Annotated in this window: 16 protein-coding genes; 2 read left to right on the top strand and 14 right to left on the bottom strand. The window is 48.1% G+C overall.

What is annotated here, in order from left to right; all coding sequences use genetic code 11:
* The 14 genes from H8S80_RS28830 to H8S80_RS28895 all read right to left on the bottom strand — a co-directional run bounded on the left by H8S80_RS28830 (position 1) and on the right by H8S80_RS28895 (position 15,762).
* The gene (locus H8S80_RS28830; protein WP_025529466.1) at positions 1 to 993 is read right to left on the bottom strand and encodes a sugar phosphate isomerase/epimerase family protein; all 993 of its coding nucleotides are present in this window, start codon (positions 991 to 993) and stop codon (positions 1 to 3) included.
* A 10-nt stretch (positions 994 to 1,003) separates the two neighbouring features.
* Entirely contained in the window at positions 1,004 to 1,399 is a 396-nt protein-coding gene (locus tag H8S80_RS28835; protein ID WP_117633129.1) for a C-glycoside deglycosidase beta subunit domain-containing protein, read from the bottom strand.
* Between the two features lie 12 nt (positions 1,400 to 1,411).
* Positions 1,412 to 2,416, bottom strand: coding sequence for a sugar phosphate isomerase/epimerase family protein (locus H8S80_RS28840; protein WP_117633130.1), 1,005 nt, complete (start codon positions 2,414 to 2,416; stop codon positions 1,412 to 1,414).
* 22 nt (positions 2,417 to 2,438) lie between these two features.
* A complete protein-coding gene (locus H8S80_RS28845; RefSeq protein WP_117633131.1) occupies positions 2,439 to 3,512 on the bottom strand; it encodes a Gfo/Idh/MocA family protein in 1,074 nt (357 codons plus the stop codon).
* Entirely contained in the window at positions 3,509 to 4,504 is a 996-nt protein-coding gene (locus tag H8S80_RS28850) for a sugar phosphate isomerase/epimerase family protein (RefSeq protein WP_117633132.1), read from the bottom strand. The genes H8S80_RS28845 and H8S80_RS28850 overlap by 4 nt, the downstream gene beginning before the upstream one ends.
* Positions 4,497 to 4,955 carry a C-glycoside deglycosidase beta subunit domain-containing protein gene (locus H8S80_RS28855; protein ID WP_117633133.1) on the bottom strand — a complete coding sequence of 153 codons (459 nt, stop codon included), beginning with the start codon at positions 4,953 to 4,955 and terminating at the stop codon, positions 4,497 to 4,499. Before H8S80_RS28855 ends, H8S80_RS28850 begins: the two co-directional genes overlap by 8 nt.
* A gap of 27 nt (positions 4,956 to 4,982) precedes the next feature.
* Positions 4,983 to 5,939: an ABC transporter permease gene (locus H8S80_RS28860; RefSeq protein ID WP_054355566.1), complete on the bottom strand. Its 957-nt coding sequence runs from the start codon at positions 5,937 to 5,939 to the stop codon at positions 4,983 to 4,985.
* A complete protein-coding gene (locus H8S80_RS28865; protein ID WP_117633134.1) occupies positions 5,936 to 7,441 on the bottom strand; it encodes a sugar ABC transporter ATP-binding protein in 1,506 nt (501 codons plus the stop codon). Before H8S80_RS28865 ends, H8S80_RS28860 begins: the two co-directional genes overlap by 4 nt.
* Positions 7,441 to 8,388 carry an ABC transporter permease gene (locus H8S80_RS28870; protein WP_029466623.1) on the bottom strand — a complete coding sequence of 316 codons (948 nt, stop codon included), beginning with the start codon at positions 8,386 to 8,388 and terminating at the stop codon, positions 7,441 to 7,443. The genes H8S80_RS28865 and H8S80_RS28870 overlap by 1 nt, the downstream gene beginning before the upstream one ends.
* A gap of 77 nt (positions 8,389 to 8,465) precedes the next feature.
* On the bottom strand, positions 8,466 to 9,710 hold the full coding sequence (locus H8S80_RS28875; protein WP_117633135.1) for a sugar ABC transporter substrate-binding protein: 1,245 nt from the start codon (positions 9,708 to 9,710) through the stop codon (positions 8,466 to 8,468).
* A gap of 14 nt (positions 9,711 to 9,724) precedes the next feature.
* Positions 9,725 to 10,834 (bottom strand): Gfo/Idh/MocA family protein, encoded by a 1,110-nt coding sequence (locus H8S80_RS28880; protein ID WP_117633136.1) that lies wholly within the window; start codon positions 10,832 to 10,834, stop codon positions 9,725 to 9,727.
* Positions 10,835 to 11,027: 193 nt separating this feature from the next.
* Positions 11,028 to 13,454: a GH39 family glycosyl hydrolase gene (locus H8S80_RS28885; protein ID WP_117633137.1), complete on the bottom strand. Its 2,427-nt coding sequence runs from the start codon at positions 13,452 to 13,454 to the stop codon at positions 11,028 to 11,030.
* 304 nt (positions 13,455 to 13,758) lie between these two features.
* A complete protein-coding gene (locus tag H8S80_RS28890) occupies positions 13,759 to 15,057 on the bottom strand; it encodes a tyrosine-type recombinase/integrase (protein WP_012744117.1) in 1,299 nt (432 codons plus the stop codon).
* Between the two features lie 84 nt (positions 15,058 to 15,141).
* Positions 15,142 to 15,762, bottom strand: coding sequence for a helix-turn-helix domain-containing protein (locus H8S80_RS28895; RefSeq protein ID WP_117633138.1), 621 nt, complete (start codon positions 15,760 to 15,762; stop codon positions 15,142 to 15,144).
* Between the two features lie 175 nt (positions 15,763 to 15,937).
* Here H8S80_RS28895 and H8S80_RS28900 point away from each other — a divergent pair, with 175 nt between their 5' ends.
* Together H8S80_RS28900 and H8S80_RS28905 are read left to right on the top strand one after the other, a co-directional pair.
* On the top strand, positions 15,938 to 16,168 hold the full coding sequence (locus H8S80_RS28900) for a helix-turn-helix domain-containing protein (protein WP_005604346.1): 231 nt from the start codon (positions 15,938 to 15,940) through the stop codon (positions 16,166 to 16,168).
* 324 nt (positions 16,169 to 16,492) lie between these two features.
* Entirely contained in the window at positions 16,493 to 18,046 is a 1,554-nt protein-coding gene (locus H8S80_RS28905; RefSeq protein ID WP_502709021.1) for a MobA/MobL family protein, read from the top strand.
* Positions 18,047 to 18,056: the final 10 nt, after the last annotated feature.

An 18,056-nucleotide genomic window follows, 5' to 3' on the forward strand; every position in this document is an offset into this window, starting at 1 on the left:
TCAGTCATTTTTCAACGCCGCGTCAAACGCGACCTCCGATGGCTGGAAATTCATCTGATCGATATACCGGTATGCTAAAGCAGCGCCGAACTCCCTTTCCATACCGGAATCTTCCCATTCTACCGAAATCGGGCCCTCATATCCCGCCTGATTCAGTTCCCGGATGATTCCGTCGAAGTCCACGTCGCCCTGACCCACCGACACGAAATTCCAGCCGCGTCTGGTATCACCGAACTCTATGTGGGAACCGAGAATCCCCGCCTTTTCATTGCGGTTAATCTTGACGTCTTTTGCATGCACGTGATAGATCCGGTCTGCAAAATCTCTTACAAAAGTCAGTTCATTCACTCCCTGCCACACGAGATGGCTCGGATCAAAGTTGATACCGAGGGTTGGCCTGTAATTAAACTTCTTAAGCAGCGCCTCCGTGGAATAGTAATCGTATGCGATCTCCGTCGGATGTACCTCCAGCGCAAATTGAATGCCGTATTCATCGAACACATCAAAGATCGGTGTCCACAGATCATAGATCAGCTGATAGCCGTCATCGATCATCTCCCGGGTCGTCTGCGGATAAGAATACCACCAGGCCCATATAGGGGATCCCGTAAACCCGGTTATCACTTTTACCCCCATCATCGAGGCCGCCTTCACGGTGCGTTTCATCTCCGCTATAGCCCACGCTCTGATTTTTTCCGGCTGTCCTGAAATTTCCGATGGCGCAAAATGATCCAGGCGGGGATCCCACACATCCCCCACACACTGTCCTGTAAGATGGGCTGATATCGCGTAGCACTTTAACCCGTATTTTTCCAGCGTTTCCTTTACCCAAGGAACGTAACCCGGCTCCTCCAACGCCTTTCCCACATCAAAATGTGCATGGGCTGCGAGTTCGATTCCTTCATACCCGATTCTCCGGCACATCTGGCAGAGTTCCTCCAGACTCATGTCTCCGAACTGCCCGGATGCTAATGTAACTGGTCTCTTTTTCATATTTCTCCTCCTATGCAATCATCACAGTCCGGGTCTTATTACCTTCCAGCGGAACCGGAATATAAGCGGTGCGTACAATCACGGTGAGCGCTACCTCATGAGTGCCTCTGGAGAGTCCGCCAGCACGCATCACGCGGACAGTCATCGGTTCTCCATACTCCCATTTATGTTCCACCACCGTCTTCATCTCATCCAGTGTGAACCAGTACTCGCCTCCGTCCACGCTGCAGCGGATATCCTCCCGGGCCGCCGCCGCGCCGTCGACCGCAACTTGAATATCATTTACCATAGAAAGAGGAATGCCTCTGTAATAGGTAATGTGGGTCTGCAGCTCATAACCTATGGTATTTCCCGCCTCTTCAAAGTTTTTGCAGGTTCCTTCCGTAAATACATTGTTATCAAACATTTCCCGTTCCTCCTATCCCTGAATTTCTTTCAGACAATCCCTGATATATTTCTGATGTGCAATGACCTGTTCCTTCTCCGCCATCGGCTGCCCCGGAATCGTCCAGCGGTTGCCCTCATACTCCGTCGCCACATAGCCGTCATAGTCATGATCATGAAGGTACTTAAGGATCTCCTGATAATCCACTGAATATTCACCGTTTTCTGTCATTTCGAACAGCTTGAAATGAATATGGAAAATGTATGGCATCAGGTCATCCAGCACCGAAAGCGGTTCATTCTCATAGCCATCCGCAAAATGTGCATACATATGATCTGCTCCGGATTTTAAGACAGCTGCAAGCGCCGGAATAAACGCCCCGTCTTCGCCATAGATCGACCTGCCGTCCCCGCCCTGTTCGTACAGCTTCTGAACCACGGCGATCGGCTCCTCCCCGGTTCCAAGCGCTCTGCAGTAGTTCTCCATCACTCTGGGTTCTCTCTTACAGAAGATTCCGGTATCGATCACCAGACCGATATACGGAGAATGCAGGCGCTTCATCTCGGCAATATAGTCTTTGGTCTTCTGCTTGTCAAAGCTGAGCCCCGCGTGGATTTCCAGCGCCATCTTCATATCATATTTCTCACAGTACGGAAGCAGCGGTTCCAGCACAAAAGCCGGCGTCATGGATACCAGACGGATCATGTTCATGCCAAGCCGGTGTGCCAGCTTTATTTCTTCAATCAAAAGACTGACACACTCTTTTTTGGTCAGTGTCCGGTTATCATAGAGGTTTGTGTTTAAAAACACATCCGCAATCACCGGTTTTATCCCGTAGCCCCTGCAAAGTCTGTCCCATTCTGCAAGCGTCTCCTCAGATGGATGCGGTGTGCCGTGCATCATCTGGTCCGGCAAAATCTCCACCCCATCCACGGAATTTTCCTGCATGAAACGGAAGATATCTTCCAGACTCATGTTCTTTGTCATGTATTCATTCTGTAAGCTGTACAAGCTGACACACGTCTTGATTCTGCTCATGATTAATTGCTCCTTCTCTTTCCTATTTTTCAAATGCAACTGCATTCCCTGTCTTTGCGGACTCCCAAATGGCTTTCATAACCGCAAGCACTCTGCGCACCTCCGGAATCTTTACGAGAAACTCTTCCTGGCCATGATAGGCTCTGACATAGTTTTCAAAATAATTTCTGTGACTGGTATTGACCGTCGGAAGCGGTTCCGTAACAATCAGCCCTTCTCTTGGATTTCCAAAGGATCTGGTGGGTCCGGCAGCGGTCATCGTCCGGTTCCCGGATACGTTGTGAAGCAGCTCCTCCGTGCGCACGATCCTGCCTTCCGGATGAAATCCGTCCACATACGCCGTTCCCTCATTTCCGCCCATAAACCAATGGCGCTCGAACCAGTTGGATGGCGCATCCTTTAAATAGTAGGTTCCAAGCTCAATGTTTGCCGTTACGCCGTTGTCGAACTTCAGCATGATATTAAAATAATCGTCAACCTCAAAATTGATAACATTTCTGACATCTGCAAACACCGAATTGATTTTTGCCTCCGGCATCATCCACATGACCTGGTCAATCAGGTGCACGCCCCAGTCAAACAGCATCCCGCCGCCCTCTGATACGTATACATGCCAGTCATGCATATTTCCGTTAAATCCGTAAAGCTGGTTCTTAATCGTATAGACGTCCCCCAGGCTCTTCCGGTCGTAGATCTCCTTTATAGTGCGGTAGTCCGGGTCATATCTTCGCTGCTGGTGCACGGTGAATTTCACACCGCATTCATCCACGATTTTTACCATCTCATCAAGCTCTTTCACGCTCATGGCCACCGGCTTTTCGCAGATAATATCCTTACCCGCCCTGGCAGCCAGTTCTACCAGCTTTCTATGCTGGTTGTTATTGACCGCAATGATTACTACCTGGATATCAGGGTTGGCCAGCAGTTCTTCCGGCGTGCCGTACCGGAGGATTCCCACCTTTACATCTTCCAGCTGGTCTGCGGCCGTGTCACAGACGGCCGTCACTCTGATTCCTTCAAAATCGGACAGCATCGCCTCATGCTCATGCCCCATGAATCCATGTCCAATAATTCCAAGATTAATGATATCGCTCATCTTCTGACTCCCTCTCTCAAACCTAATATTTTCTTTTCCATTGCAATGTGTCTCGCCATCTGCGTAAAGGTATCTCCGGATACCGGATCGTGATCCTCGTACTCTGTCATAATGTATCCGTCAAAATCCGAAGCCGCAATCACAGGAAGAATATCCTCATAGGGTATGCTGTGTTCATGCAGGTCCTCGTATATATAGTGGAATTTCCCATGCATTTCCACACAGTAGGGCATGATCTTTTTTAATCCCTGAGTATCCGGCTTGCTGTAAAAAGTAACAAAACCGTACATACCGCTGAAGGCCCCCATTTCCGCACCATTCGCACCGGCGGCAGCCATTTTTTTCTGCGCCTCCTCCATGGGTACCTCATCAAACCGCAGCTTCGCCGCCAAATCAAGCATGGAAAGCCTTGCCCCGTTTCGAAGAGCCGCATCCCAATTCGGCTTATTCGGCTTTACAGCAAAGCAGCCGAAGTCCGGAATAAATCCTATATAGCTGCTCTTTGACTCCTGGATAACCCGCAGATACTCCTGCATATAAGGCGAGGTCGGATACTCCGGATTATGAATTTCAATGCCCACCTTAACGTTATACAGCTCTGCATAGGGCGCCAGGCGCTTCAGCACATTGGGCCCGCAGAGATACTGCTCCCGCATCACCGTGGCTCCCAGCTTGTTGGCCGACTTTAAATCTACAATTGCCCTTGCGAGCATCTCATCCTCTGTAAGATTCCGGTCGTGCCTTAAGCCTCTGTCCATGTTGGCGGCATAGCTTACGATCTCCATCCCGTAATACCTGTTCATCGCTGTAAGCTCTCCCAAAAAACGGTCGCTCACATAGGGATAATCGGGACACATCTGCGTCGCTACGATCTCATATCCCGTATATCCCATCTCCGCGGCAGTCCGGATTATGCCCTCAAGGTCCAGCACTCCTTTCGCGTATTCCGGAGTAAAGCAATAAAGGGTAAGTCCCAGTTTTATATCAGCCATTGATGTTTTCCCCCTCTCTGATCTCCAGCACTTTTTCGCCGCAGGAGTTTAACGGCATATAGGCGTGGTCATGGTCCGCCCCCGGGAGCGGAAGATACGGCACGCGAAGCATTAGTTTTACCTCCACCTTGTGGGGGCCTGCTGAAAGGCCGCCCGGAAGAATCACTTTGATATGGGCAGGCTCCAGGATATTCCAGAATTCGGTATATGCCTCCCCGAGCTCCAAAGAGTTCAGTTCTTTCCCAATGATGCAGAAGTACACGTCCTCCTGCCTGTATGCCGCTCCATCCACCTTAACCCCGAATTCATCGATATCGGAGAGGAAATGTCCTCTGTAATAGCTCAGTCTGATATCAAAGGAAAAACCACTTTTTTTCCCGTTCACTCTATCGTTTTTTAACGAATTGCCGCAGACCACGTCTACGAAATTCACTCTCATTGCAAATGCCATACGTTCCCTCACTTTTCTGAATCTGTATTATGCTGTCTCTCCATCCACTTTCTGTATCTTTGCCTTGGCCGTAATCGTCAAGTAAACCGCCGCAAGAAGCACGATCCCGCGGATCAGCTGGGTAATGGCTCCCGAAGACCCGGTAAGCACAAGGCCATTCTCCAAAAGGGCGATGGTAAAAGCACCGATAATGATCTTATAAAGTCTTGTGCCGTCGCCTCCCTCTACCGGAACACCGCCGATAAACATGGCCATCATGACGCGCATCTCAAAGCCCAGCCCCAGGGTGGTGGAACAGCCGCCTACGCGCGCCAGCACAAACATGGCCGCGATTCCCGTAAACAGACCGGAGAGACCAAAGGCGGCGATCTTGATGAAGGTCACGTTGATGCCGGAAAATCTGACGGCATTTTCATTCTCACCGATTGCCCTGCAGTAGGCTCCGAATGGAGTTTTATTAAATACATAGCTCACAATGGCCACCAGAATAATCACCACCGGCAGCTTGATGGTATTGCTGTCCAGGGATTTCACAAAATCCGGTACCGTGAGACCGGAGGTGCTGCCTCCCATGGCCACCGTTCCCAGCGCCCGGAGGGCAATCAGCATGGCCAGGGAGGCCATAAAGGACGGTACCTTAAATCTTGCATTGACCACTCCAAGGAACAGACCGGAGCAGAGTCCCGCTGCGACAACTGCTGCGATGGCCGGTACAAAGCCGTAATTGATTGCAACAACTGTGCCCACCGCGCCTGCAAAGCCTACCAGAGACCCCTGCGTGATATCGGTAGCTCCCAGCGCTGCAACGAACAGCATTCCCAGAGCCGCGATGATTGTATTAAGGGTCTGTTTTACGATGACCAGCATGTTGCTCCCGTCAAAGATCGCACCTCCTGTGGTAATCATAAAAATCAGGAGCAGAAATACGAAAATAAGGATCGGAAGCGCTGATTCTACTTTTTCTAATTTTATCTTCTTCATCATAGCATCACCTCGATGATCTTACTTTCGCTGAACTCCGGGCGTTCCAGCATGCCCGCCGTTCTTCCGTTGTTCATCACAAGAATCCGGTCCGCCATGCCGATGGCCTCCGACAGCTCATCCGTGATTAAAAGTACCGCTGTGCCCTGCGCCTTTTTTTCCCGGATCAGATGGTAAATATACGCCTTGACTCCGATATCCACGCCTCTGGTGGGACAGTCGAGGATCACGTAATTCAAGTCCTTGGAAAGCCAGCGTCCCAGATTGATTTTCTGCTTATTTCCACCGGACAGACGTCCGATCGGCTGTCTCGGGCTCTTTGCCTTCACGTCAAACTCTCTGTATATCCTGTCGGTAAGCGTCACAATATCCGTCCGTTTCGTAAAGCCAAATGCGCCCGCAAGCTGCTTCGCACTGGGCAGATAGAGGTTATTCCGAATACTCGCCCTCATCATCAGGCCCTCTTCATCACGGTTCTTTGAAAGATAAGCGCCGCGGCAGTTCAGCATATCCGTCGGCCTCTTCAGACTCCTGCCTGTCTTTTCATCTATGACCTTTCCGCTTCTTTTGCTTTCTGTGATTCCAAATACCGCGCTTCCAAGAGGATGGATGCCGGCATCCGACAATCCGCAGACGCCCAGGATCTCCCCCTCGTGCAGTTCAAAGCTGACATTTTTTATCTGTCCGTTTGCAAGGCTTAAGTCTTTTACGCTCAAAACCACGTTTTCTTTAAAGTTGGCTTCCTGGTCGGTCCGGAAGTAATCGTTCCTTATCTCACGGCCTACCAGCATCTGTTTTAAGCTTTCCTCCGTAATGTTCTTCCGCTCCACCGTATCTACCACCACGCCGTCTCTCAGCACCGTGACCGTATCACTGATCAGAAGTGTTTCGTCCAGGTCATGGGAGATGATGATCATGGCGCGGTTTTCTTTTTTAAAGCGGTCTTTCAGCCTGTAAATGACCTGTCTCGTATCCTGAGAGAGGGACTGGGTAATCTCATCGAGGATCAGAAGATCCGGATCGGTATCAAGAGCTCTGGCCAGCTCCACCATCTTTCTCTGCTCCATCGTCAGATGTGCGCAGGGAATATGGAGCGGAACTTCCACCAGATTCCATTTTTTGAATATCTCCAACGCGGCCTTTTCCATCGCCTTCGCATGGACGATTCCGGCTTTTCGGAAGCGTTCCGTTTTGCCCAGGTAGATATTCATCGCGCCTGTCAAAGGGGTGATGACGCCAAGTTCCTGCACTACCATGGCCACCTTCGCCTTATTCGCCGCGAGGGGACTGTCCGGCCTGTAGCTCTCTCCCCGCAGAAACATCGCTCCCTCATCAAAGGGCTGCATGCCGCTGATGATACTCGTCAGGGTCGATTTGCCCGATCCGTTCTCGCCGGACAGCGAACGGATCTCTCCACGCCGCACCGTCATACAGATATCGTTGTTCGCATGCGTAATGCCAAAGCTTTTATGTAAGTGTTCGATTCTCAATATTTCTTCTGCCATTACTTCACCACCCCCTTATCATTCAGATGCGACAGGATGCCGCACAGGATCACGACAATTCCCAGCGCGATGTTCTGGTACGTACCGGACGGAACCCCAAACAAGGTCAGGATATTAAACAGGGCCACCACCGAGATACCGGAGATCAAAATCCCCACCGGCTTCGTAACGATGTTCTGGATAGAATCCGCTAACAGCGTCGCCGCCAGGGATTTAAAGATGATATTCAGACTGTTTAAACCGGAGCTGCAGTCCAGTTTGCCTGCAAAGCTGATATGGTTCACCGCAGCAAGCCCCACAAATATGCCGCCCACAACCGTAGCTCCTATCAGCGTCTTTTTCGCCTTGATTCCCATCACCTGCGCAACCTGTGAATTTCCTCCCATGGCCTGCAGATTGATCCCCAGTGTGGTCCTGTTAAAAATAATATAGGCGGCCACAAAGGCGATAATCAGCAGGATCAGCATTCCCGGCATCTGTCCCAACGCCCGGATCGCTCTTACGCCTGGAAGTTTTTCTGATCTCGATGCAGCCACGGTAGACCACTGCGCCAGAATCGCTTCCAGAATCAGCGCACTGCCCAGACCGGATATCCACGCGGGAATGTGCAGAGATATGGAACACTGTACACACAGCTGCTCTGCCAATACTGCGCATAAGACTGCTCCGATCACCAGGCCCGGATATCCCAGTCCTAACTGCTCTCCCAGCAAAGCACCCACGTTGGCGCTCAGCAGGATGTTCGCTCCCACCGAGAGGTCAATCAGACCGCCGGAGAAGATAAACATCAATCCATAGGAAGCCAGGACGGGAAACACGGCATGAGACAGAATCGTCAGAAGATTGTTCACAGACAGCAATTTTCCGCCGACAATCACATTGCACAGGATCATAAGAATCAGGAGACCTCCCAGCAGGCACAGTTGAGAATTTGTTCTTTTTGTCATGTCAATTTCCTCCATTTTTACGGGAAGGCAGCCACTTCTTTTAACGGCTGCCCTCTTTTCTGTCTCACCCGCAATTTTTACTGCACATCATAACCTGCTGCTTTCATCTCATCTGCCGGGATGATTCCCGCTTCGTACTTTGCCATCAATCTGCTGTCAAGACTGTAGTCGTTTATGATGGACAGCATCTCATCGCAGGAGATCCCCACCATGGCCTGAATCTCTTCCTCGGTGTACACGGACTGATCCATAAAGTACTTCTCGTACAAATCATACGTCTCTGCACTTACTTCGAACGGTTCGATTGTGTCGACCCAAATCGCATTGCCATTCGCATCTGTCAGTTTATTGCCAGCACATGCATTTTGAAGGACGATAGCGGAGAAACAGCCTGCAATCCAGTAATCACCGTTGATCATCTCCAGAGGAACCGTCTCATCCATAAGCAGTCCCAGCGCCTCTTTGTCAAGGCCGGAGGTGATGACCTTCGTCTTGTAATTTGGATATCCTTCCAATGCGGTACAGGCCGAAATTGCGTAATCCGATCCCACTCCATAAATCACATCCGGTTCTTCATTTGCGATCAGTGCGTCCTGCATGTTTGGAAGACTGTCTGCTGTTGTGTCGGAATGGACCTCTGCCAGAATCGTGCCGCCCTCTGCTATAAACTTTTCTTTAAAGGCATCCAGTCTGGGCTGGTCAGAAGCATCCCCCTCTGCGGAAGAGGTTGCGATACAGGTTTTATAGCCCTGATCGATCGCGTACTGTGCCAGCATTTCGCCATATACGCTGTTTGCCGGTGCCACGGCTCCTGCGAAATGTTCATATGATAACAGCTTCTCCTTGATCGCAGGATCACTTGGCACTTTGTCATTCAGCACAAAATAGACGCCGGCCTCTTCACACATATCTGCAACCACCGTATAGAGCGGTTCTGCGGGAAGCCAGATAATGATTCCATCGCATCCGGAGGCGATCATATTCTCGACATCTGTGATTATGTTCTCAACGCTGAACTGGTCATCCGCCGACGTGCTCTCATCTTTGCAGGCGTCTAAAACGATCTGCGACTGATTGGCCAGTGCAGCCAGCGAATATCCGCCGGTTCCAAAATAGTTATAACCAATTTTAATACCGCTTGCCCCTGCTCCATCGGTCTGTTCCGCTGCCGCCTGCTCTGTGGACGCCTCCTCCTGGTTTCCGGAGTTTTCTTTGTCCCCCTGTGCCCTGGCGCCTGTTGTGCTGCCGCCGCATGCGGCCAGCGAAAACGAAATGCAGCCGATCAATCCCACTGCCATAGCTTTTTTTAAAATTTTCCCCATAATTTTATCTTCTCCTAATCAAAATAAATGGTTTTTCCAGTTGCCGCGCTCTTATAGATATTGTCAAGAACCTTCGTAACTACAAACGCCTGCTCCGGTCTTACCAGCGGCTCTTTATCTTCCACAATTGCCTCTAACCACTGTTTCGCCTCCAGAAATTCCGGATCGGTTTTCTCCCCCTCAAAAAACGCGATAGTTCCCCCCTCTGAGAACCGTGTCTCTGTCAGCTTTCCATGGGTTGTCTGATTGAATTCCAGGTCGTATCCGCCTTCCATGCTCATACTTCCCAGCTGCTGCGCTCCGGCCTTCGTACCGCAGAGCGTACACGCGGCTTCCCGGCTCTTCGACATATTGATCGCCCAGGCAGACTCCAGGAAAATCGCCGCTCCATCCTTCAGCTTGATATATCCGAATGCCGAATCCTCCACTTCAAAGGTCTTCGGGTCCCAGAGTCCGAACTGGTTGTCCTGCACGGCCAGCTCGGAATGACCAAGCTTCTCAAACACGGAGCCTGTTACCGACTCGATGTCGTAATTATCCATACACCATAAGGTAATATCCAGCGCATGTGTTCCGATGTCGATCAAAGGTCCGCCTCCCTGAAGCGCCTTGTTCGGGAACACGCCCCAGGTCGGGACGGCTCTTCTGCGAATCGCATGTGCCTTTGCAAAATAGATCTCGCCCAGATCCCCTGCCTCGCATGCGGCATGCAGCACCTGGCTGTCCTTGCGGAACCGGTTCTGATAGCCGATGGTAAACTTCTTTCCGCTCTTTTTCCATGCATCCATCATGGCCTCTGCCGCTTCGGTGGTGTGCGCCATGGGCTTCTCACACATAACGTTCTTTCCGGCCTCAAAGGCCGCTACCGTGATCGGACTGTGAGCGACGTTCGGAGTCAGCACGTGAACCGTGTCGATGCTCTCATCGGCTAACAACTCTTTGTAATCTGTATACACCTTTGCCCCCGGTGCCCCATACTTCTCGCAGGCCTCTTTTGCCCTCTCCTCAACGATATCGCAAAAAGCAACCATCTCACACAACTCCGGATATGACGAGAGTGCCGGAAAATGCTTTTGTTTCGCAATTCCACCACACCCAATTATACCGATTCTCACTTTCTTCATTTCTCTTCCTTCCTTTCGCTTTTTTCAGCACCTCAACTGATATATTCATGATAATTCAAATTCCTCTTTTTCAATATTTTCATTTCGCCTGTTTTTCCTATTCATTTTTGCACTCCCTTTTTTATCTCTCTCCGACAAACAAAAAATGACAAAATCGATACATATCGATTTTGTCATTTTATTTTTATGCTGACTATTCCGGACGCAATATGATGCATCGCATCTCAAGCGGTTCCATTTCCATGCTGATCACAAGGCTTTGACCTTCCGTTTTCATCTTGTCCATCGTCATATGGGGCGTTGCCCTCTGTTTTAAGTAATGAATATCATCCTTTGACGGATCCTCGATATAAGCCAGCTTCTGCCACTCATCCATGATACTTCCCTGCTTCCGGCTGACAATATACTGCCGCATGAGATAGCTTCCCTCATGCGCTAAATGAGTCAGCTGTATCGTCAGGGTCTTCGGCTGCTGATGTTCCAGATAGATATAATGGTCCTGCAGCGTGGTTTCATTCTCTTCCTTCATATAATACAGATGGTTTCTCCTGATAAAATGAAAAGCCACAATGGTGATCTCACCTCTTTCATCTCTGGTCACAATATAGTCTTCTGTCTTTTTTACCAGAAGAGGCTTTAATTCCTTTAGCATGCGCATGGCGATAAATGCCGGCTTTTCTATATGATCACTGGTCAATAGCCCCATGGCCCCTTTTAAGAGGTTCTGATTATCATAGTAATCGGTGGTGCTGTCCGACAGCTGGCTGTAGCACAGCGTATCCACCAGCCCCAAAAGATCTAAATTGCATTTTAAGATATAGCATCCCTTCCAGAGGCTGTCATTGAAATAATTTCTGGAAGAAACCGTCATGTTCCATTCGCTGATCACGACCGGTCTGTTATTCAGTCCATACATGTTCAGGATACCGTGCAGTTCCTGCACGCTGTGCAGCAATTCACTCTCATCTGTTTTCCGTTTGGAAAAGCGCTCCTTACTGATCTGTCCCTGTGCATATGGAAAATGGGTAAATGTCAAATGCTCCGGATAGATTCCGCCGTCCACGAACTTGCGAAGCTCCTCTTCTGTGTGGGTACGGTACCACCCCAGATAGTTGCCCGCTCCCGACACAACCGACTGCGGTGAATATTGTTTGACAAGGTTTCTCACGTCGCGGAACAGGACCGTATACGGCTGCTTATCCGCATATACCTCCACGCGCTTGTCATCCCACAGCTCGAAGATCCATTGTGAAACCGCCTCCTCCCCAAATTTGCGGACCACATGCTCCATCATGTCCGCAAAGCACCGGAGGAATTCCTGATAGTCCTGAAACAACGTCACATTTTCCGATTCCCGCAGAAAATCATTGACCGAATTAAGAATCCTGCGCGGTTTTTCACCAATCTCGATGACCGGCAGAATATCGTTCTCCACCAGCACGCCAAGCGCCTCATCCAGCAGCTTGAACCTGGCGCTCCCCATCTCCCGGTTCTGAACTATGTACATCTCCTTTTCAAATATGTTCCACACCCGCAGATACCTGATTCCAAGCACTTTTTTGCTATAGATCACCGCCTCTCGGCTGCCTGTTTTCAACAGTTCCACCAGCGGACCAAAATTGATGGTCCGATTCCAGATCCGATGATAAGGCCCGCAGACCGAGGAATCCACCGACTCAACTGCTTTTGCCTTCTCCGCCGGCAGCAAACCGGAAGCCGCGGAATATCCAAAATGGCTCTGCAGCTGCGTACGGATCCGCTCCCTCTGATTCGCCTTTATTTCCTCTGTCCTGTCTTCCTGCTTCCTGTGGGCCTCCCGATATTTTGTGGGCGTGCAGTTATACATGCCCCGAAAACGGCGGTTAAATATCGCCAGATTCGGAAACCCGCTTTCCAATGCTATGTCCGTAATCGCCTTATCCGTATTTAAAAGCAGCTCCGCTGCGTGATACAGCCTCGTCTCGTACAGATAGTCGATAAAGTTTCTTCCCATTTTCTGTTTAAAATACCTGGATACATAACTGCCGGAGAGATGAAAAAGCTCTGCAAGCTCCTCCAGGCTGACAGGCTGATCGTAATTGCTCTCAATATAGTCAATCAGATCATTCAGACGGCTCTGAGAATCCTTATCGCTGCCGCCCACAAGATGATTGCTCTCCGAGATGATGAAATAGCTTACGAGCTGATGAAGAAGCCGGTAAAAACAGCTGTACCGCAGCAGATACTGTTCCGGCGGATTGTTTGCATAATCAATCAACAGCTGCTGCAGGATCACCCTCAGCTTCTCATAGGCCTCCCCCTCTCCCTCCTCTGTAGAATTACACCAGAACAGGAGATTTTTCTTTCCGGTATAGGTCACAAGAAAGGCCTTGGAGATTTTCAGGACACAAAGCAAAAGATCCTCGGAGCTTCCAAGCCGCTTCTTCAAACTGAATGACCGGTTGCTGTTGATCAAAATAATCGATTCCCGCTTCAGCCGGACCGTCTTGCTCTCAAAACTGATGCCGGTATCCCCCTCCACCACATAGAGCAGCAGCGGATCCCGGCTCATCTCGTGATCAAATATGGGATTTTTCAGAACCTCCATCTGAATGAGGTCAAATTCCTTCTCCTGTTTCATTGTGTTCCTCCCCTTTTTAACCGTTCACTCCTATCATAACACAATATTTGCGGGAGAAGTACCCGGGATTTCCGGAAATATAACATAAAAAGCAGCATCAAAAATTAAATTTTGACACTGCTTTTAGCTAACACTGTTTTTACGCTTCCTCCGATCCCCACGCAAACTGGAATTTATCTATTAACTCTCTTAACTTTCCCCTATTTTCAAGGCTTCCCGCCATTGAAAATTCTATATATGTATCCTTTTCCCTTGTTTTTGCCCTTATGGGATAATTACAAGGGAAAATTCATTATTCAGTTGTTTAATCGTTGCCTGCCACTTTATCAAGAAGTCTTGCGGAAGTCCGCTTTGCTTCCCTTGTAGCATGGGCATAGACATTCATGGTGGTACTCACGTCTGAGTGTCCTAACAGTTCCTGCACATCCTTAGGCTGAGCCCCGTTGGATAAGAGGTTTGTCGTGTAGGTATGCCTCAGTGTGTGGAAATGGAAACCTTCAAGCTCCGGTACTTTTCTTCCTGCTGTCCGGCAGGCTGTTTCTATGGTTGCCGGAAGTTCCAGACAACCATCCTCCCTTAAGCATACAAAGAAGATTTCGGTGTAATCTTCCGGCACATTCTCTGTCATTCCCAAATGATAATACTCGTAATGCACCCGATTCTTTTCCATTACTTCTCTGTAAAAATTCCGCTGGTAGAGTTCCCCATACTGAAAACGGTTTTTGTGCTGTTCCTTTTTTGCATTCCTCAAAATATCTGCGAGGGTATCGCCAAAGTCAACAACCCTGATCTTTTTCCACTTTGTCGGACCGATTTCGTGCTTATGGGTAGCACCATTGTAGCGGATGCTCCTGCGTACAGTGAGATACTGTTCTTCAAGGTTGATATCCTGCCATGTCAGACCTGCTACCTCTCCAAGTCTGAGACCTGTAAAGTATGCTATCTGAACCGGAAGAATCGCATCCCCACTTCGTTTTCCAAGCTGTTCAATCAGTTTCCGGTACATTTCAAAGGAAAGCGGTTTAACCTTGTCTCTGTCTGTGGCTGTTTCATCCGCAAACAAATCTGTTTCTTCCTTTTTATGCCTCATCACCACATACTGCATTGGATTGAAGGTAATAAACTGTTTCGGAAATACCGCAAACCGGAATGACTGTTGCAATACTGCTGAAAATGACCTTACATAATCAATGGAATATCCTTTTGATATAAAATCTCCCACAGTGCCTCCAAATGAGAGCAAATCCATAAACTCCTGCAGGTGTACCGAAGTCACCGTTTTCAGTTTCCTTTTGCTGATAGGGTGTTGTTTGATTCTCCCAATTGTCTGAAGATAATTGCCAACCGTTCCATTACTCAATGTGCCTGTCTTTAATTCTTCCTCAGCCCACAGGTCAAGCAACTCTCCGAGTGTGATGTTTTCAGCCTTTGCAACAAACCGCTTGGCTTCATAATCCTCCATTGCCTGCCTCAACAGCTTTTCCGTCTCGCTTTTGTTTTCCGTACCTGCAAATTCCTTCTGCACCAGATTACCGCTTGCATCTTCCACATAGAAGCGGTAGTACCATTTCTTGCCTTTCTTTCTTACAGAACCTTTTGCCATAATCGTTACTCCTTTCGATATCGACAATCGGAACTGATGAAATGCTTTCTGCGTGTAAGTATATCATAACTCCGGTTGTCTAATCTATACCGGTTCGAAGTCTTTCTCTGAAAGAAGATTTGCAAGCCTTACGGCTGCCGTTTCGGGATTCTTGGAATAGAGCCTTACAATGTCGCCCATGTCGTTCAGTGCGTTTACCGTATGGGTGATTTCCCTAAGGAACATAATCTCATTATATTCCTGATTGGATTCAAACCCCATTACTTTTGCAATTGTGGCATCTTCCGTATTCCCTTTAAAATTCTTACAGGCATATTGAAAGGAATCAACGAATAATTCGTATTCCTTCAACATCAGCAGCAGTAAATCTTTGGAAAAATCCGCTTCGTCTGCCTTCATATCATAAGGCAGTTTGGAGAGAATGGAAGTCATGGTATCACGAATCTGTAATTCCCTTTTATCCGTAACATCACTTGTCATTTCTTCCGTCTCGCCCTTCAGCCACTCCACTGATACATGAAGTGCTTCCGACAGACCATCCAGAACAAGCTTCTTGGTGTTGTCAATCGTTCCTGCCTCATACCGCTGTATGGTGGAAGCGGTAACTCCCATCTTTTCTGCTATATAAGGCTGGTTGACACCTAATTCCAGTCTGCGTTGTTTTGCCCTGCTACCGATTAACTTGCGTAATTCTTTATCTTTCATTCTGATACGCCTCCTTTTTCGGTATGGCTAAAGTATAACACAGTAAAAGTAGCATTGCAATATGCAAGTTAATAATTACTTTTAAAATTCCGTAATGCTTGACAAGAAGATATAAAAGTTATATAGTAGGCATAGTTACAAAATTGCATTATGCAATTCAAGAGGAGGTGTTTTAATGACAGAAGTGAAGATTGCACTGTCCATTGAGGAAGCTGCCGACTATACGGGTATCGGCAGAAATACCCTGCGGAAACTGGTAGAATGGAAAAAGCTTCCGGTATTGAAGGTAGGACGGAAAGTCCTTATCAAAACGGATATGCTTGAAAAGTTCATGACCGCCAATGAAGGCAGGGACTTAAGGGACAAAGGAAATGTCAGAGCTGTCACAAGAAATGTGACAAATTAAATAGGGACAGTCCTAAGACCATCCCTAAGGTATGTATCTGACCGAAGCCATGATATACCTACACGCAAATAGATTATACCATGTGCTTCCTCTAAGATACAACCGGAAATTTAAGAAGTGGGGAAGAAACTTTTTTATACAAGCCCTCGGCGTTTGAGAGCGAAATACACCCCTCGCACAAATCTTACGATTTGTACTCTGTGTATTTCGCCCTGCTGGGAGCTTTTCGCCGACAGGCGGATATGTTCGTAGACAGGCTACCTATGTAGCCTACTCACTTTCACATTAGAAAGTTTCCCATCCTCATTTCTTGCAGCTTCGTACTTGGCAGATACGGAAAGGAGGAAGCACATGCCAAGAAATTCATTTATTCAGATGACGAAGCTCCACAATGTCCGGGGAAGAATTTATTATATTTCAAGCCCAAAGAAGCAGGAAAATCTGTATGCGGTATATGAAACCACAGACCGTAATTTTTGGACTGACCTTGCAAAATATAATCAGGCAGAATTTAAAAAAAACGGTACGGAGGGGAAATGTATTGAGGCAAGGGAATTGATCATAGCCCTGCCGGAATCTTTTACGGAGTATCCTCCAGACAGACTGTTGCAGATATTTACAGACCATTTCAGACAGACTTACGGAACGGACTGTATCGCAGCCCTGCATCACAATAAGCGGAAAACCAACTATCACATCCATCTCATTTTTTCGGAGCGTACACTCTTGGAACAGCCCATAGAAAAGGTTGCCACCCGCAATATGTTCTATGACGAAAAGGGAAATCATGTACGCACCAAGAAAGAGATACTTGATGAAGAAGGAAATATCCGTAAAAGGTGTAAGGTGATTCACAAAGGTGAGGTATACGAAAGACAGATTTTCTCCATTAAGGATAAACACTTCAAGGCTGAAAATTTCCTTGATACCGTCAAGCAGGATTATACCAATCTTATCAATCAGTATGTGTGGGATAAAAGCCAGCGGTTAGAAGTTTTTGAGCGTGGCGGTATGTATCTTGCCACCAAAAAGATTGGTAAGAACAATCCGAAAGCCACCGAGATTGAGGCAGACAACAGTAAACGCACCTTGTGGAATCAGACTGTTGACAGAGCGATTGTAACGGGTGTTTCCAAGTCAGAAATCATGCAGATAAAAAAGGAACGGATAACGGACAAGATTGTGGAATCCGTATGGCTTTACGGAAACAGACCGAATCTGTTATCTTCCATTATCGGTACTGCCATTGCAGTATTAGAACTGTTAATCTCCAAAGTATTTCTCAAAACTCTGGAGCTTGCAGATAAAGTAATTTCCAAAGAGCTTGAAGCAAGACCGGAGAACACAGATTTCAAAGAGCAGAAAGCTGTACCAGAAGAAAGCAGAAAGCAGACAGATACACCAAAGCCTGCCATACCGCCAAGACCACAGCCATCACCGGAAGCAGTTTCTTACAAGCACTTATGCGAAATTTATCAAAAGCTGCAAGAACAGAATAAAGCAATTTTTGCACTCGAGAAACAGCGAAGTGACCTTGAAATTGAACTGTCCGACAGCAAAGGTATCTTCAAAGCAAAAAGGCGTTCCGAACTTTCAACAGAGATAGCCGGATTGGAGGAACGTATTTCCCGAATGAAAGCCCGATTATCCCATATCGTAAAGGAATACGGGTATCAGAATGCGGAAGCCTTCTACAAAGCATTTCATAAGTCAGAGACAGCTTATGGGGATTATCAGGACAGCCTTAAGAATTGGAAACAACGGTATGGAGAAAAGCCACAGTCTCTACACGATAGGCTTATATCTAAGAAACAGGACATAAAGGAGCGAGAGTTAACAAGACCATATTCTCCACCAAACCGTGGAAGGAGTAGATAACAAAGGGAGT

The organism is Hungatella sp. L36, from assembly GCF_014288035.1.

Bases quoted from the DNA above. Each gene is read 5' to 3' on its own strand.
- H8S80_RS28830 (WP_025529466.1), bottom strand. From the start codon at position 993: ATGAAAAAGAGACCAGTTACATTAGCATCCGGGCAGTTCGGAGACATG.
- H8S80_RS28835 (WP_117633129.1), bottom strand. From the start codon at position 1,399: ATGTTTGATAACAATGTATTTACGGAAGGAACCTGCAAAAACTTTGAA.
- H8S80_RS28840 (WP_117633130.1), bottom strand. From the start codon at position 2,416: ATGAGCAGAATCAAGACGTGTGTCAGCTTGTACAGCTTACAGAATGAA.
- H8S80_RS28845 (WP_117633131.1), bottom strand. From the start codon at position 3,512: ATGAGCGATATCATTAATCTTGGAATTATTGGACATGGATTCATGGGG.
- H8S80_RS28850 (WP_117633132.1), bottom strand. From the start codon at position 4,504: ATGGCTGATATAAAACTGGGACTTACCCTTTATTGCTTTACTCCGGAA.
- H8S80_RS28855 (WP_117633133.1), bottom strand. From the start codon at position 4,955: ATGGCATTTGCAATGAGAGTGAATTTCGTAGACGTGGTCTGCGGCAAT.
- H8S80_RS28860 (WP_054355566.1), bottom strand. From the start codon at position 5,939: ATGATGAAGAAGATAAAATTAGAAAAAGTAGAATCAGCGCTTCCGATC.
- H8S80_RS28865 (WP_117633134.1), bottom strand. From the start codon at position 7,441: ATGGCAGAAGAAATATTGAGAATCGAACACTTACATAAAAGCTTTGGC.
- H8S80_RS28870 (WP_029466623.1), bottom strand. From the start codon at position 8,388: ATGACAAAAAGAACAAATTCTCAACTGTGCCTGCTGGGAGGTCTCCTG.
- H8S80_RS28875 (WP_117633135.1), bottom strand. From the start codon at position 9,710: ATGGGGAAAATTTTAAAAAAAGCTATGGCAGTGGGATTGATCGGCTGC.
- H8S80_RS28880 (WP_117633136.1), bottom strand. From the start codon at position 10,834: ATGAAGAAAGTGAGAATCGGTATAATTGGGTGTGGTGGAATTGCGAAA.
- H8S80_RS28885 (WP_117633137.1), bottom strand. From the start codon at position 13,454: ATGAAACAGGAGAAGGAATTTGACCTCATTCAGATGGAGGTTCTGAAA.
- H8S80_RS28890 (WP_012744117.1), bottom strand. From the start codon at position 15,057: ATGGCAAAAGGTTCTGTAAGAAAGAAAGGCAAGAAATGGTACTACCGC.
- H8S80_RS28895 (WP_117633138.1), bottom strand. From the start codon at position 15,762: ATGAAAGATAAAGAATTACGCAAGTTAATCGGTAGCAGGGCAAAACAA.
- H8S80_RS28900 (WP_005604346.1), top strand. From the start codon at position 15,938: ATGACAGAAGTGAAGATTGCACTGTCCATTGAGGAAGCTGCCGACTAT.